The organism is Gordonia sp. Z-3, assembly GCF_036233855.1.
GTDB classification, from domain to species: Bacteria; Actinomycetota; Actinomycetes; order Mycobacteriales; family Mycobacteriaceae; genus Gordonia; species Gordonia tangerina.
In genome coordinates, this window is sequence record NZ_JAZARS010000013.1 from 110,747 (window position 1) to 126,681 (window position 15,935).

General features: G+C 67.3%; 15 protein-coding genes. 12 read left to right on the forward strand and 3 right to left on the reverse strand.

Going from position 1 to position 15,935, the window contains the following annotated elements; translation table 11 throughout:
• Positions 1 to 15 precede the first annotated feature (15 nt).
• The 3 genes from VX037_RS16040 to ectA all read right to left on the reverse strand — a co-directional run bounded on the left by VX037_RS16040 (position 16) and on the right by ectA (position 2,408).
• Entirely contained in the window at positions 16 to 453 is a 438-nt protein-coding gene (locus tag VX037_RS16040; protein WP_328714935.1) for an ectoine synthase, read from the reverse strand.
• Positions 450 to 1,721 (reverse strand): diaminobutyrate--2-oxoglutarate transaminase, encoded by a 1,272-nt coding sequence (gene ectB / locus VX037_RS16045; RefSeq protein WP_328714936.1) that lies wholly within the window; start codon positions 1,719 to 1,721, stop codon positions 450 to 452. The genes VX037_RS16040 and ectB overlap by 4 nt, the downstream gene beginning before the upstream one ends.
• Before the next feature lie 159 nt (positions 1,722 to 1,880).
• A complete protein-coding gene (gene ectA / locus VX037_RS16050; protein ID WP_235722308.1) occupies positions 1,881 to 2,408 on the reverse strand; it encodes a diaminobutyrate acetyltransferase in 528 nt (175 codons plus the stop codon).
• A gap of 187 nt (positions 2,409 to 2,595) precedes the next feature.
• Here ectA and rsmD point away from each other — a divergent pair, with 187 nt between their 5' ends.
• The 12 genes from rsmD to VX037_RS16110 all read left to right on the forward strand — a co-directional run bounded on the left by rsmD (position 2,596) and on the right by VX037_RS16110 (position 15,889).
• The gene (gene rsmD / locus VX037_RS16055) at positions 2,596 to 3,222 is read left to right on the forward strand and encodes a 16S rRNA (guanine(966)-N(2))-methyltransferase RsmD (RefSeq protein WP_328714938.1); all 627 of its coding nucleotides are present in this window, start codon (positions 2,596 to 2,598) and stop codon (positions 3,220 to 3,222) included.
• A complete protein-coding gene (locus tag VX037_RS16060; protein ID WP_328714939.1) occupies positions 3,203 to 4,312 on the forward strand; it encodes an NAD(P)H-dependent flavin oxidoreductase in 1,110 nt (369 codons plus the stop codon). The genes rsmD and VX037_RS16060 overlap by 20 nt, the downstream gene beginning before the upstream one ends.
• Positions 4,313 to 4,356: 44 nt before the next feature.
• Entirely contained in the window at positions 4,357 to 4,845 is a 489-nt protein-coding gene (coaD, locus tag VX037_RS16065) for a pantetheine-phosphate adenylyltransferase (protein WP_287015637.1), read from the forward strand.
• 117 nt (positions 4,846 to 4,962) lie between these two features.
• Positions 4,963 to 5,787 carry a DivIVA domain-containing protein gene (locus VX037_RS16070; protein WP_235722304.1) on the forward strand — a complete coding sequence of 275 codons (825 nt, stop codon included), beginning with the start codon at positions 4,963 to 4,965 and terminating at the stop codon, positions 5,785 to 5,787.
• 68 nt (positions 5,788 to 5,855) lie between these two features.
• Positions 5,856 to 6,482 (forward strand): YceD family protein, encoded by a 627-nt coding sequence (locus tag VX037_RS16075; RefSeq protein WP_287015660.1) that lies wholly within the window; start codon positions 5,856 to 5,858, stop codon positions 6,480 to 6,482.
• Positions 6,483 to 6,567: 85 nt separating this feature from the next.
• Positions 6,568 to 7,251 (forward strand): ribonuclease III, encoded by a 684-nt coding sequence (rnc, locus tag VX037_RS16080; RefSeq protein WP_235722389.1) that lies wholly within the window; start codon positions 6,568 to 6,570, stop codon positions 7,249 to 7,251.
• Positions 7,252 to 7,263: 12 nt separating this feature from the next.
• A complete protein-coding gene (mutM, locus tag VX037_RS16085; RefSeq protein ID WP_287015636.1) occupies positions 7,264 to 8,130 on the forward strand; it encodes a bifunctional DNA-formamidopyrimidine glycosylase/DNA-(apurinic or apyrimidinic site) lyase in 867 nt (288 codons plus the stop codon).
• Between the two features lie 102 nt (positions 8,131 to 8,232).
• Entirely contained in the window at positions 8,233 to 8,691 is a 459-nt protein-coding gene (locus VX037_RS16090) for an OsmC family protein (protein ID WP_235722302.1), read from the forward strand.
• A 5-nt stretch (positions 8,692 to 8,696) separates the two neighbouring features.
• Positions 8,697 to 8,987, forward strand: a complete 291-nt coding sequence (locus tag VX037_RS16095) for an acylphosphatase (RefSeq protein ID WP_287015635.1) — start codon at positions 8,697 to 8,699, stop codon at positions 8,985 to 8,987.
• Between the two features lie 75 nt (positions 8,988 to 9,062).
• Positions 9,063 to 12,671 (forward strand): chromosome segregation protein SMC, encoded by a 3,609-nt coding sequence (gene smc / locus VX037_RS16100; protein WP_328714941.1) that lies wholly within the window; start codon positions 9,063 to 9,065, stop codon positions 12,669 to 12,671.
• A 45-nt stretch (positions 12,672 to 12,716) separates the two neighbouring features.
• Positions 12,717 to 14,324, forward strand: a complete 1,608-nt coding sequence (ftsY, locus tag VX037_RS16105; RefSeq protein ID WP_328714942.1) for a signal recognition particle-docking protein FtsY — start codon at positions 12,717 to 12,719, stop codon at positions 14,322 to 14,324.
• 218 nt (positions 14,325 to 14,542) lie between these two features.
• Positions 14,543 to 15,889: an ammonium transporter gene (locus VX037_RS16110; protein ID WP_235722298.1), complete on the forward strand. Its 1,347-nt coding sequence runs from the start codon at positions 14,543 to 14,545 to the stop codon at positions 15,887 to 15,889.
• Positions 15,890 to 15,935: the final 46 nt, after the last annotated feature.

Genomic DNA, 15,935 nt, shown 5'->3' on the forward strand with positions numbered 1-15,935 from the left:
ATCGACGAGGGCCGGTCAGTCGGCGGCCACCGCCTCTGGGGAATGTTTCCCGGTCGATTCGGGAACGGCGACCAGCGGGTAGACGCCGTTCTCGTCGTGCACCTCGGTGCCGACAACGGGAGGATTGAAGACGCAGAGCATCCGCATCTGCGTGTCAGCGGTCACCTGATGACGCTCGTGACCGTTGAGCAGGTACATCGTGCCGGGGGCCAGCGGATAGGTCTCGCCGGTCTCCTTGTCGAGCAACGTTCCGGTGCCCTCGACCAGCCACACGGCCTCGATGTGGTTGGCGTAGTGGAAGTTGTTCACCGATCCGGCGTTGATGGTGGTCTCGTGGAAGGAGAACCCGACGCGGTCACCGCCGAGGACGATGCGCTTGGACACCCAGTTGCCCAGCGGATCCTTGACGTCGCGGTCAGTGCCCGTGATTTCTTCTGTGGTACGGATGATCATCCGATCACCTCCTTGACGGAATCAGCAATGATGTCGAGGCCACGGTCCAGGTCCTCGTTCGAAATGGTCAGCGCGGGAAGAAGTTTGACGACCTCATCGGACGGTCCGGAGGTCTCGACCAACAGCCCTGCCTCGAAGGCCGACGCGCTGACCTTGCCGGCGGCGGCGGCTTCTTCGAACACGAGACCCTGCGCCATGCCGCGGCCGCGGGTGGAGATGCCACTGAACTTGTCGCACAGTTCGTTGAAGCGCGTGTGGATGCGGTCACCCTTGGCGTGCACGTCGCGGGTGAGCGCGTCGTCGCTCCAGTAGTGCTCGAGCGTCTTGGCGCCGGTCACGAATGCGGGGTTGTTGCCGCGGAAGGTGCCGTTGTGCTCACCCGGGGTCCAGACGTCGAGGTCGGACCGGAACAGGGTCAGTGCCAGCGGCAAGCCGTAACCGCTGATGGACTTCGACAGCGTGACGATGTCGGGCTTGATGCCGGCGGCCTCGAATGAGAAGAACTCGCCGGTGCGTCCGCAACCCATCTGCACATCGTCGACGATGAGCAGGATGTCGCGGCGCTGGCACAGCTCCGACAGGGCCTGTAGCCACTCGGCGCGGGCGACGTTGATGCCACCCTCGCCCTGGACGGTCTCGACGATCACGGCCGCCGGACGATTGAGCCCACTGCCGGAGTCATCGAGCACCCGCTCGAACCACTGGAAGTCCTCGACGACACCACCGAAGTAGTTGTCGAAGGGCATGGGGGTGGCATGCACGAGCGGGATACCGGCGCCGGCGCGCTTCATCGAGTTGCCGGTCACCGACAGCGATCCCAGGGTCATGCCGTGGAACGCGTTGGTGAAGCTGATGATCGACTCGCGTCCGGTCACCTTGCGGGCGAGCTTCAGTGCTGCCTCGACGGCGTTGGTGCCGGTGGGCCCGGGGAACTGGATCTTGTAGTCCAGTCCGCGCGGCTGCAGGATCTTCCCGTAGAAGGCCTCGATGAACGCACCCTTCGCGACGGTAGCCATGTCGAGTCCGTGGGTGATCCCGTCATCCGAGATGTAGTCCAGCAGAGCCGATTTCATCACCGGGTTGTTGTGGCCGTAGTTCAGCGAACCTGCGCCGGCGAAGAAGTCGAGGTACTGACGACCGGTCTGATCGGTGATGTGAGAACCGCTTGCGCGGGTGAACACCGTCGGCCAGCTACGGCAGTAGCTGCGGACTTCGGACTCGTGCTTGGTGAAGACGGAATCGTCGATTGACTGATCGAGAAGTTGCATGGGTAACTTCCCCCTTTACTTATTGACGATTGAAATTGCGACCTGGTCGCACACGGAGTGCGCCGACATCGCTGATGTCGGCGCAACTGCCGGTGAGATGGTCAAGTGCTCAGTTGTGAAAAGACTCAGTTGTGAATTGAGACGTGTGGACAGGAATGATCAGGGTTCGACGAGCTCGGGCTCGAGGAGGTAGAGATCCTCGGGCTCGTGCGCGTCCGGAAACTGATCGGCGGCAAACAGATCACGACGCTCGAAGCGCAGGCCGCGAGCGTTCGCGACTGATTCGAACAATCGCTGCGATGCGACGTTGTCCGGACTGATCGTGGTGTGCATCGCGACCACACCCGACCGCTGACAGCGGTCGAACAGGCGATGCAGCATGGTGCCGGCGATACCGTGGCCGCGGCAGGAGTCGTCGACGGCGACCTGCCACACCATGAGGGTGGACGGGTCGGTCTGGCGTCGATAGCCGGTGACGAATCCGACCGGGCGCCCATCGACCTCGGCGACGATCGATGTCGAGGAGAAATCATGGCACCACAGGACGTAGGAGTAACTCGAGTTGACGTCGAGAACCTTTGAGTCCGAGGCGATTTCCCACAATCGTTCGCCGTCGTCGGCGGTGGGCTGCCGGTAATCGACAGCAAGGGCAGTGGTTGGGGCCGTACTTGTTTGGAGCGGGCTCATGACGCTTTCGACGTTAACAACGCGGTTACCTGAAGTCACCCGTCCTCAGAAATCGGACACCGAAAGCCCGCATAATCCCCTGCTCAGCCACTGTTTGTGAAGTGCATCACAAACTATTGCACGACCTGGACTTAGATGGGACAAGGGGTGGCTACTCCGCACCAGCCGTACCGCACAATGGTGGACGATGACCAGAATAATTGCGGGTGAACTGCGCGGACGCAGACTGGCGGTACCCGACAGCGGCACCCGGCCGACCTCGGATCGGGTCCGCGAGGCGATCTTCAACATCCTGCTTGCGCGGACCGAACTGGACGACGCATCTGTGGTGGACCTCTACGCCGGCTCCGGTGCGCTGGGGCTGGAGGCGTTGTCGCGCGGCGCGGCGCGCGCCACCTTCGTGGATTCGCGCCGCCGGGCCACCACGGTGATCGCGGCAAACGTCCGCACGTGTGGCGTGGCCGAGCGTGTGTCGGTCATCACCCGATCCGTCTCTGCCCACCTGGCGGCGGGCGGTGGCGGCGACGTGGATGTGGCGTTCCTCGACCCGCCGTACGACCTCGACAACGAGGCCATGTCCGGTGACCTCGCCGCGCTGAGCGCACACTGGATGGTGGTGGGCGGCATCGTGGTCGTCGAACGTGCCGTCCGTGCGCCCCAGACACACTGGCCCGACGAGTTCACAGTGCTGGTGCACAAGAGCTATGGCGACACACGTGTGGAGGTGGCGGTTCTTGACCGATCCGGACGAGAAGAGTGTGGCGGCGCCGGGGGTGGCGGCAAGGAGTGCCGAGATGAGACCGGCGAGCGCTGACCCGGCGATGCGCATCGGTGCGCTGGAGACCGCGCTGCCCATCATCTGTGCACCCATGGCGGGTGGCCCCACCACGCCCGCTCTTGTCGCGGCAGTCGGGCGAGCGGGCGGACTCGGCATGCTCGCGGCGGGCTACCTCACCGCCGAGGCCCTCGAGGATCTGGTGGCCGATGTCGAGTCGCGTGGCCCGTTGCTCTACGGCGTCAATCTCTTCCTCTCCGGGGTCGACCGCTGCGCCGGTCCGGACGGTGCCCGGCAGCGAGGGGCGGTAGAGGCGTATCGCCGGACGTTGGCGGTCGAGGCGAGCCGGCACGGTGTCGACGTGGGCGAACCCCGTTTTACCGACGAGGCGGTCGAGGAGAAGCTCGAGGTGTTGTCCCGACACCATCCGGCTCTGGTGAGTGTCACCTTCGGCGACCCGGAAGCGGCGCTCGTCGAGCGGGTCCACACCGACATCGGTGCGCCGGTCGCGGTCACGGTCACCTCGGTGGCCGAGGCTCGCGCAGCGGTGCTCTCGGGTGCCGACGCGCTCATCGCGCAGGGCATCGAGGCCGGCGGCCATCGTGGTCTGTGGTTCGACGATCCGGCGCTGCCGGCCGGCGGCCCGGCGACACCCACCGCCGAACTCGTCCGGGCGATCTGTGCCGACACGACGGTCGTATCCGCGCAGGTGCCGGTCGTCGCGGCCGGAGGGGTTTCCGATGGCGCCGGAGTCCGGTCGATGCTCGCCCTGGGTGCGGTCGGTGCACAGTTGGGCACCGCCTTCCTGTGCACCGACGAGGCGGGTACGGGTTCGGCGCATCGGCGGGCTCTGCTGGAACAGACCTACCTCGACACGGTCGTGACGCGCGCCTTCTCCGGCCGATCGGCGCGGTCGCTACGTAATGGCTTTGCCGACCGGCATCCGGACGCGCCGGCGGTGTATCCACAGGTCCATCACATGACCAAGCCGATTCGGGCCGCGGCGGCCGCGGCCGGGGTGGCCGACGACATCAACCTGTGGGCCGGTACCGGCTGGCGGTCGGTGGTGGCCGGCCCTACGGCCGAACTGATGGCGCGGCTGGCCGCCGAGTTCCTCGACGCCCCCTGACCGTCGAGGAGTTCGGCCGGTCGGCCCTCGCGTAGATTTCGGTCATGACCTCAGCTGTCTTCCCCGGCTCCTTCGACCCGTTCACCGTCGGTCACCGCTACATCGTCGAGCGTGCCGCCGCCCGCTTCGACTCGCTGGTCGTCACCGTGGTGGTCAACCCGAATAAGAAGGGCATGTTCGACGTCGACGAACGCATCGCCCTGATCCGCGAGGACTGCGCCGATCTGGCCAACGTGCGTGTCGACCGCTGGACCGGCCTGCTGGTCGACTACCTGCGTCGGGAAAACATCGACACGATAGTGAAGGGGCTGCGCTCGGGCACCGACTTCGACTACGAGGTGCCGATGGCGCAGATGAACCGCGAGCTCGCCGACGTCGAGTCCATGTTTCTGCTCACCGATCCGCGCTACGCGCATGTGTCGAGCTCGCTGGTCAAGGAGGTGGCCAAGCTTGGCGGGGACATCACGCCCTTCTTGTCGCCGGCGATCCACGAGCGACTGCAGGCGCGGTTGGCGGGGGAGCAGCGGATCTGACCTAACTGTCCCGCGCGACACGCCCCGTCCGCCTCACCAATCACAGACGCACCATTCGGCACAATAGTCACAGTTGTTTCATGCCAACCGAAGGCGACCAGCCGGATTGGGGTAGCTGTGTACCGGGTTTTTGAAGCGCTCGACGAACTCGCCGCCATCGTCGAGGAAGCGCGAAGCGTCCCGATGACCGCGGGTTGCGTCGTGCCACGAGGGGACGTCCTCGAGCTCATCGACGACATCAAGGACTCGATCCCGGGCGAACTCGACGACGCCCAGGATGTGCTCGATCAGCGCGACTCGCTGGTCGGCAACGCCCGCGAGCACGCCGAGACCGTGATCGGCAAGGCCGACTCGGAGTCCGAGGCGGTGATCGCACATGCACGTGCGGAGGCAGACCGCATCCTGTCCGAAGCGAAGGCCCAGGCCGACCGGATGGTCGACGAGGCCGGCGCGCACGGCCGTCAGATGGTCGAAGAGGCCACCGCCGACGCGCATCGGCTGTCGACGAGTGCGGCACGTGAATTCGAAGCGGTCACCGGTCGCGCCCGGGCAGAGGCCCAGCGCACCATCGACTCCGCGAACAACACCTACGACAAGTCCGTCGCCGACGGCATCGCCGAGCAGCAGCGTCTGGTGTCCGAGGCGGAAGTGGTGGCCGCCGCGAAGTCGGAGGCCGAGCGGATCATCGACGCCGCCCATGCCGAGGCCGACCGGCTCCGCGGGGACTGCGACGTCTACGTCGACGAGAAGCTGGCCCAGTTCGAGGAGATCCTCACCGGCACCCTGCGGTCGGTCAATCGGGGACGGCACCAGTTGCGGACCGGCGCGGGGATGCACGACTACGTCGAATACCCGCGCAGCGTCGACGAACCGCCTGCGCCGCGCGGTGCATCGCAGACCCACGATCGCGTCGACAATCAGGGCTCACCGCTGGCCGTCTGAGCGTAGGGCCGGGACCGTTCGAAGAGTCCGCAGGTCGGGCGTATCGTGCAACTGTGGCAGATCGAGCAATGAGCCGGAGTGTCGCGTCTGACGGGGCGAACTCCGGCGGCAAACAGGCCGACCCGTTCGTGCTCGACGTCCGTTCGCTGGGACGTCGAGCGGGGTCTATGTCGGAGGTGCATCGGACCGTCGTCGCGCCGGAACGCATCGGACTGGACATGATCGCGATTCCCGCCGGTTCCGAGGTCGACCTCGATCTGCGGCTGGAGGCGGTCACCGAGGGCGTGCTGGTCACCGGCACGGTGAGCGGTGAGACCGAAGGTCAGTGCTCACGGTGTCTGGAGCCGGTCGACGGCACCGTCACGGTGTTCCTCACCGAATTGTTCGCCTACCCCGACAGCGAGACCGAACAGACCACCGACGCCGACGACGTGCACCGACTCGTCGATGACCGGCTCGACCTCGAGCAGTCGATCATCGACGCCGTCGCCCTCGAATTGCCCATGTCGCCGTTGTGTTCGGAGGATTGCGAGGGCCTCTGCCCCGAATGCGGCGTCCGACTCGCCGTCGCCGAACCGGGACACGCGCACGAACAGATCGATCCCCGATGGGCGGCGTTGCGTGACAAGTTCGGCGCGCCCGGCGACGCCTCACCGCAGGGCCGGGAGACACCGAAGGACAAAGGTGGTGACTGACCCAGACGTGGCCGGCGACAACGACGTGACCGACCAGACGCCCGCGTCACCACCTGATGATCCGGCGCAGGAACGATTTGCCGATCTGCTCCGGGCGCTGCACGCGCAACTGTCCACCGAACTGTTGGTGTTGGCGCTGACTCACCGTTCCTACGCCTACGAGAACGGCGGGCTACCCACCAACGAGCGCTTGGAATTCCTCGGTGACTCGGTGTTGGGGGTGATCATCACCGAACGGCTCTACCTGCGGTACCCGGATCGATCCGAGGGCGAACTGGCCAAGATCCGGGCCAGCGTGGTCAACATGCACGCGCTCGCCGAAGTGGCCCGTGGGCTCGGCGACGGGGGCCTCGGGCGTCACCTCTACCTCGGGCGTGGTGAGGAACTCACCGGTGGCCGCAACAAAGACAGCATCCTCGCCGACGGCCTCGAGTCGGTCTTCGGTGCGTTGTACCTGGAACACGGTCTCGCCGTGTGCAAGGACATCATTCTCGGATTGTTCGACGAGATCATCGGCCACGCAGGGCATCTCGGCGCCGGTCTGGACTGGAAGACATCGCTGCAGGAGCTCTCGGCGGAGGGTGGCTACGGGCCGCCGCACTATCAGATCACCTCGACCGGTCCCGACCACAACAAAGAGTTCACCGCAGTCGCGGTGGTGGCCGGCGAGAGTCTGGGTGAGGGGAGTGGGCGTACCAAGAAGGAGGCCGAGCAGAAGGCCGCCGCCTTGGCCTGGCAGGCGCTCACCGACCGCGCCGCCGCGAACTGACCGGACCCGGACGTGCCCGAACTTCCTGAAGTGGAGACCGTGCGGCGCGGTCTGGCCGATCACGTCGAGCGCCGAATCATCACGTCGGTCGACGTGCTACACCCGCGGTCGGCCCGACGTCACGTCGGCGGTGGTGCGGACCTGGTCGGGCGGTTGACCGGTACGCGGGTGGCCGGCGTGCATCGCCGCGGAAAGTATCTGTGGCTCGACATGGCCGATTCGGCCGACAGCTTTGCGCTCGTCGTTCACCTCGGCATGAGCGGTCAGATGCTCATCAGCCCAGCCGGTGCCGAGGACCACATTCACCTGCGCATCCGGGCGACACTCGATGACGGCAACGAGCTGCGGTTCGTCGACCAACGCACCTTCGGCGGCTGGCATGTCGACGAATACGTCGACACCCCCGACGAACTCGGTCGGTGGCTGCCGGAATCGATCGCGCACATCGCCCCGGACCCATTCGATCCGACCTTCGATGCCGCCCGAGTGACCGCCGTCATCCGGTCGCGGCACACCGAGATCAAACGGGCCCTGCTGGACCAGACGGTGATCTCCGGCGTCGGCAACATCTACGCCGACGAGGCGTTGTGGCGCAGCCGGGTCCACGGCACCCGGCTGACCGACGGGCTCAGCCGGGCGAAGGTGATCGACCTGCTCGCGTCGGTCAGCGATGTCATGGGTGACGCGCTCGTCGTCGGCGGAACCTCATTCGACTCGCTGTATGTGAACGTCAACGGGGAGTCGGGGTACTTCGAGCGCTCGCTGAACGCCTACGGTCGCGCCGGTGAACCGTGTCGACGATGCGGCGCCATCATGCGGCGCGAGCAGTTCATGAACCGCAGCTCGTACTTCTGTCCGAAGTGTCAACGTAAGCGCTGAGTCTGCCGCCCACTCGACGAGAAGCAGCGCCCAGTCGACGAAGTTCAGCGCCCAGTCGACGAGAATCAGAGCCCAGTCAACGAAAAGCGAACGAAAGCGACCATGAGCACCGATCAACACCTGTCCCAGACCGATGGCAGCACCGCACGCCCCCACACCGAACTCTGGGTGGAACGCACCGGAACGCGCCGCTACACCGGGCGCAGTTCTCGCGGCGCCGAGGTGCTGGTCGGTTCCGAGGACGTCGACGGCGTCTTCACCCCCGGCGAGTTGCTCAAGATCGCGCTCGCCGCATGCACCGGCATGTCGTCGGACCGGCCGCTGTCGCGCCGCCTCGGCGATGACTACGACGCCACGGTCCGCGTGAGCGGCGCCGCCGATCGGGAGAACGAGGTGTATCCCGTCCTCGACGAAGTGCTCGAGATCGACCTGTCCGAACTCGACGCCGACGCAGCGCAACGACTACTGGTGGTGGTCGAGCGGGCGGTCGACGCCGTCTGCACGGTCGGCCGCACCATCAAGGCCGGCGCGACGGTCAATCTGAGTATCGAAACGGACTGAGTGCGATGACCGACAACGCCGACGACCCGGTCCGGCTCACCGCACACGTCCACGGACTGGTGCAGGGTGTGGGCTTCCGGTGGTGGACCCGGTCGCGTGCGCTCGAACTCGGTCTGGTCGGTTACGCCGCCAACCTCGCCGACGGCCGCGTCCTGGTGGTCGCCGAGGGCTCCCGCGCCGACACCGAAGCTCTGCTCGCCGCGTTGCGTTCCGGCGACACACCCGGGTCGGTCGACGTCGTGGTGGAACGAGTCGACCCGCCACGCGGTGACCTGCAGGGTTTCGTCGAGAAATAGCCGCGTGCCGACGACTCTGCACAGGGTGCGCGTGCTGGCGCCGCCACCGCGCGATGGTGAGTATTCTGTACCGTCGTGCACCTCAAGAGCCTGACCCTGAAGGGCTTCAAGTCGTTTGCGTCGTCCACGACGCTGCGCTTCGAGCCCGGCATCACCTGCGTGGTGGGCCCCAACGGGTCGGGCAAATCCAACGTCGTCGACGCCCTGACCTGGGTGATGGGCGAGCAAGGTGCCAAGGCCCTGCGCGGCGGCAAGATGGAAGACGTCATCTTCGCCGGCACCTCCGGTCGTCCGCCCCTGGGGCGTGCCGAGGTGACCCTCACCATCGACAACGCCGATGGGGCCCTGCCCATCGAGTACTCCGAGGTGTCGGTCACCCGGCGCATGTTCCGCGACGGCGCGGGTGAATACGAGATCAACGGCAACTCGTGCCGCCTGATGGACGTGCAGGAACTGCTCAGCGACTCCGGTATCGGCCGCGAGATGCACGTCATCGTCGGACAGGGCCGCCTCGCCGCGATCCTCGAGGCCCGGCCCGAGGAGCGTCGAGCGTTCATAGAGGAGGCCGCCGGCGTCCTCAAACACCGCAAACGCAAAGAGAAGGCGGTCCGCAAACTCGATTCGATGCAGGCCAACCTGGCGCGCCTGACCGACCTGACCGGCGAGCTGCGCCGCCAACTCAAGCCGTTGGGGCGTCAGGCCGAGGTCGCCCGCCGGGCGCAGACGGTGCAGGCCGACCTGCGTGACGCCCGGTTGCGGTTGGCCGCCGACGACCTGGTGACCCGGCGCGCCGAGATGGCCGAACACACCGCGGTGGAGGACGAGGTGCGGGCCCAGCAGGACGAGGTGACCGCACTGCTCGACCGGGCCACCGAGGAACTGGGTGAGCATGAACGTCATCTGGCCGAGGTCGCACCCGCCGCCACGGCGGCCGGCCAGACCTGGTTTCGGTTGTCGGCCCTGGCCGAACGCGTCGACGCCACTTCGCGCGTCGCGGCCGAGCGCACCCGCTATCTCAGCGAACCCGTCGCCACCAGCAGCGGCCCCGATCCCGAGGAACTCGACCGGCAGGCCGAGCAGGCCGCCGCCACGGAGTCCGAGCTCGGTGCGGCGGTGACCGCCGCCGCGGAGTATCTCGAGGCGACGCAGGAGGAACTGGCGCGCCACGAGGAGGCCGCAGCCGAGGCCGAACGCGCCCACATGGCCGCGGTGCGAGCCATCGCCGACCGGCGCGAAGGGCTGGCCCGACTCGAAGGTCAGGTCGACAACCTGCGCACCAGGTCGGAGTCGGTGGATGCCGAGGCGGCCCGATTGACGGCGGCCATCGCCGCGGCCAACGAACGTGCCGAGGCCGCGCAGGCCCGCCAGGACGCCACGGCCACCGTCCTGGGTGAATACGAGGCTGCCGAGCACGGGCTCGATGAACACCACGAACGTTCGGTCACCGCGCTGAATCTGGCCAACGAACGTGTTGCGTCGCTGCAGACCGAGCAGCGCGAGACCGAGCAGCGCATCGCATCGCTCACCGCGCGTATCGAGGCACTCGAACTCGGGTTGGAACGCAACGACGGCGGTGCCTGGCTGCTCGAGCACGCGCCCGACGGCCTGCTCGCGCCGATGTCGGAGCTGCTGACCGTGGACAACGGATACGAGACGGCGATCGCGGGAGCGCTGGGCAACGCGGTCGACGCCATCGCGACCGTGGATGCGCTCGCCGCTGTCAGCGCTCTTGCGGCACTGAAATCCGGCGACGGCGGGCGAGCCTCGCTGATCCTGGGGGGTCTGCCGAGCCTGCGTCCAACCCCCGACATCGAGCTGCCGGCCGGGGCGCGCTGGGCGGCGACGGTCGTGTCGTGTCCGGACTCGATCCGCGGCGCGGTGGAACTGGTGCTGGGGGACACCGTGGTGGTCGCCACCGCAGAGCAGGGCCTCGAGATCGCCCAGCGCCACCGACTGCGCACGGTCACCCGCGACGGCGACCGGATCGGCCCGGGATCGGTGGAAGGCGGGTCGTCGCACCGGCCGTCCACACTCGAGGTGCAGTCGTCGATCGACATCGCCGCCGAGGAATTGGTGGCGGCGCGCCGGCGGTCCGAGGAGATCGAGGCCGCGCTCGACGGCGCGCTCGCCGAGCAGGTTACCCGGCGCGAATCCGCTGAGGAGGCGCTCGCGGCATTGCACGAGTCCGACGCCAACGTCGGCGGCACCTACGAGGAGATGGCGCGGCTGGGTCACGAGATCCGGGTCGCCCACGCGGAGGCCGACCGCCTCACCCGGCAACGCGCCAAGGCCGAAGAAGGCCGCAGCGAGATGGTCGAGAACCTGCGGCAGCTCGAAGAGCGCCTCCGGTATGCCCGCGACGAATCGGAGACCGCGCCGGCCCAGGTGGGGGATGAGGAACCGAGAGCCGCGGCCGCCGAGGCCGTGGCCGCTGCCCGGGCGGCCGAGATGGAATCCCGGCTGCAGCTGCGCACCGCCGAGGAACGGTTGGCCTCGGTGCGTGGACGCGCCGATTCCTTGCGTCGGGCGGCCGTGCGCGAACGCGAGGCGCGGGTGCGGGCCGAACGCCAGGATCGGGCCCGACGTCAGGCAGCAGCCGTCGCCGAGGCCGTCGCGGCCGCGGCGCGCGATGTCTCGGACCGGCTGCAGGTGTCGGTGGCGGCCGCACAGTCCGGCCGGGACGAACTCGAACAGATGCGAATCGAACGCACCGCCGCTGTCGACGACCTGAAAGGCCAGGTCAACGACCTCACCGCGCAGCTCAGCAGCCTCAAGGACGCGGTTCATCGCGACGAGGTGGCCCGCGCGCAGGCGGCGCTGAGGATCGAACAGCTCGAGGAACAGATCCTGGAATCGTTCGCGATCGCACCCGACGATCTCATCGGCGAGTACGGCCCTGAGGTCCCGATGCCTCCGTCCGCCCTCGAGATGCAGGAGTACGAACAAGCCAAGGAACGCGGCGAGTCGGTGGTCGCGCCCGCACCGATGCCCTTCGATCGCAAGGCCCAGGAGGCGCGCGCGAAGAAAGCCCAGAAAGACCTGAACACGCTGGGGAAGGTGAATCCGCTCGCCCTCGAGGAGTTCGCCGCACTCGAAGAGCGCTACAACTTCCTGTCGGCTCAACTCGAGGACGTCAAGGCGGCGCGACGCGACCTGCTCGCGGTGGTCGACGAGGTGGATGCGCGCATCCTGCAGGTGTTCACCGAGGCCTACGCCGATGTGGAACGCGAGTTCACCGAGGTGTTCCGTACCCTGTTCCCCGGCGGTGAGGGACGCCTCGTACTCACCGAACCGGGAGACATGCTGACGACGGGTATCGAAGTGGAAGCACGGCCACCGGGCAAGAAGGTCAAACGTCTGTCGCTGCTGTCCGGCGGCGAGAAGTCGCTGACCGCCGTCGCGATGCTGGTGGCGATCTTTCGCGCCCGGCCCTCGCCCTTCTACGTCATGGACGAGGTGGAGGCGGCCCTCGACGACACCAACCTGCGTCGCCTGATCTCGTTGTTCGAGCAACTGCGCGAGCGCTCGCAGCTGATAGTCATCACCCATCAGAAGCCGACCATGGAGGTCGCCGACGCGCTGTACGGCGTGAGCATGCGTGGCGATGGGATCACCGCGGTGATCTCTCAGCGCCTGCGGGGTGTCGACATCCCGGTGAGTCAACAAACCCAGGCGCCCGGATAGTCGCGGCGTCCACCCGACCGACAACCAACGGAAAGCGAATCGCCAGTGAACACCCCCATCATCATCGGCATCGTCATCGCCGTCATCGTGCTCATCGCGCTCGTCGCGGGCGGGGTGGCGGTGTCGCGACGCCGGCGGATCTCGCTGTCGGACGACACCGGATCGCAGGGTGCGGTCGACGGCACGACCCGTCAGGTCGACAAATCGGGCGGATACAAGGCCGGGTCGGGATTCAGCTTCAGCCAGGGTGGCGCAGGCGGGGTCGGGCTCGCCGAGCCGCCGGAGCCGACGACGCCCGCAGCACCCACCGCACCTGCCGAACCGGCCACGCCTGCCGAACCGGCCACACCGGTGCCGCCGACCGAACGGACCGAGGTCGATGGACAGCCGGGCGTCGGTGACGACGCATCGGTTCCTCGCGATTCCGCGCAGCGTGGCATCCAGGACGTCGCACTGCCCGGTATCGACGACTCGGCTCCCGACGAAGCAGTCGTCGAGGACGCCGCTGTGGAGACCTCCGGGGTGGCGGAAGCACCGGGGGACACCCCCGCGGCGACCGAGTCCACCGAGACTGCCGGGAGCGTCGAGGTTCCCGAGTCCCCGGCGGAACTGTTCGAGGCACCTGCGCCCGATGCCGCCGGCGCGCCCGACACCATCCCCGTCGAGACCGAACCCGACAGCGCGCCCGAGGTGGAGGCGGGGCTCGCGCCCGGCCCGGCCCCGGTCGAGGAGATCGCGCCCACCGCCGGACGCCTCGGACGACTACGTGGCCGGCTCTCGCGGTCGCAAGGCGCCATCGGCAAGAGCATGCTCGGACTGCTCGGTGCCGGCGACCTCGACGAGGACAGCTGGGAGGAGATCGAGGACACGCTGCTGATGGCCGACCTCGGCACCACCGCGACGATGGCCGTCGTCGAGCGTCTGCGCACCGAACTCGCCGCCAACAACGTGCGCACCGCCGACGAGGCGCGCGCGACACTGCGCCGGGTCCTTGTCGACCAGCTCTGGCCCGAACTCGATCGATCGGTGCGGGCGCTGCCGCATGCGGGTGGACCGGCCGTCATCCTCGTCGTCGGGGTCAACGGCACCGGCAAGACCACCACCACCGGCAAACTCGCCCGAGTGCTCGTGGCCGACGGCCGCCGGGTGCTGCTCGGCGCCGCCGACACCTTCCGCGCCGCGGCCGCCGACCAGCTGCAGACCTGGGGTGAGCGGGTCGGTGCCGACGTCGTGCGCGGCAAGGAACAGGCCGATCCGGCGTCGGTGGCCTTCGACGCCGTCGCCAAGGGCATCGACACCGGCGTCGACGTGGTCATGATCGACACCGCCGGTCGACTGCACACCAAGACCGGGCTGATGGACGAACTCGGCAAGGTCAAGCGCGTCGTCGAGAAGAAGGCGCCGGTCGACGAGGTGTTGCTGGTGCTCGACGCGACCGTCGGGCAGAACGGGCTCACCCAAGCCCGGGTGTTCGCCGAGGTGGTCGACATCTCGGGCGTGGTGTTGACCAAACTCGACGGCACCGCAAAGGGGGGCATCGTCTTCCACGTCCAGGAGGAGCTCGGTGTGCCGGTGAAACTGGTCGGCCTCGGCGAGGGCGCCGACGACCTCGCGCCGTTCGAGCCGGAGGCCTTCGTCGACGCTTTGCTGTAGTCACAGTCGCGATCCGACAACACAAAAGCGGCGTCGGACATCCTTCGGCGAGGCTGAGAAGCAGCTGAAGCGCGACCAGGGCCGTTACGCGCACGAAATATAAAACGTTCACGGGTTCACACGCCCGAAACCTCAGGGCACCACAGCTGAAACCGTCTGCCGACAGAGTCTCTGTGCAGGCGTCGAGCCGTCGGCGCACTTGAGGGAGGTTTCACAAAGTGGTTTTGGCACTGCCAGAAGAAGTTTTTGGCGAAGTCAACCCCGGTGATACGGCGTGGATGCTCGCCGCAGCGGGTTTGGTGTTGCTGATGACGCCCGGACTCGCCTTTTTCTACGGGGGGCTGGCTCGGGGCAAGTCTGTCCTGAACATGATGATGATGTCGTTCGGCTCGCTGGCCACGGTCAGCGTGGTCTACGTGTTGTGGGGATTCTCGATGTCGTTCTCCGACGGCATCACCGGCAACAGTGACATCGCCGGCATCTTCGCCAATCCGTTCGCGCTGTTCGGTTCCGACCAACTGACGGCCACCGCGGGTACCGAGGACGCGACGACGTACGTGACCGCCGGAATGAGCATCCCGGCCATCGTGTTCCTGGGCTTCCAGCTGACCTTCGCGGTCATCACCGTCGCCCTGATCAGCGGCGCGCTCGCCGAACGCGTGAAGTTCTCGACCTGGCTGATCTTCACCGTGCTCTGGTCGACGATCGTCTACTTCCCGCTCTCGCACATGGTGTGGGGCGGTCTCGTCGGGGGCGGCGGCATCATGGGCGGCGGCGAAGACGGTTTCGCTGCTTGGATGTTCGGCAGCACCGACGGTGAGGCCAACGTGGCGCCGATCGACTTCGCCGGTGGCACCGTGGTTCACATCAACGCCGGTATGGCCGCGTTGGTCCTGGCCCTGATCGTCGGCGCTCGCTCCGGCTTCGGCCGTACCGCCTACCGTCCGCACAACATCCCGTTCGTGATGCTCGGCGCAGCGCTGCTGTGGTTCGGCTGGTTCGGCTTCAACGCCGGTTCGGAACTGGCCGCCGACATGACCGCCGGCCTGGTGTGGGTCAACACGACCGCCGCCACCGCCGCAGCGATCATCGGCTGGCTTGCGGTGGAAATCATCCGCGACAAGCACGCCACCAGCGTGGGCGCCGCGTCCGGTATCGTCGCCGGTCTGGTCGCGATCACCCCGGCCTGTGGCTCGCTGACCCCGGTCGGCTCGCTGATCCTCGGCGTCATCGCCGGTGCACTGGCGGCCCTCGCCATCGGTCTGAAGAACAAGTTCGGCTACGACGACTCGCTCGACGTGGTCGGCGTGCACCTCGTCGCCGGCCTGTGGGGCACCGTCGGTGTGGGCCTGCTCGCCAAGGACGTCGGCCTGTTCTGGGGCGGCGACTACAAGCAGGTCGTCGTGCAGATCGTCATCGCGGCCTTCGCGCTCGTCTTCACCGGTGTCCTCACCACTATCATCGCCCTCGCGCTCAAACCACTCGGCTGGAAGATCGGCCAGGAGGACGAGCACAACGGCATCGACGAGGCAGAACATGCGGAGACGGCCTATGAACTGGCATGAATCCCTGCACTTTCGCCTATACGCTGATTCCTGTGGAGAGGGATAA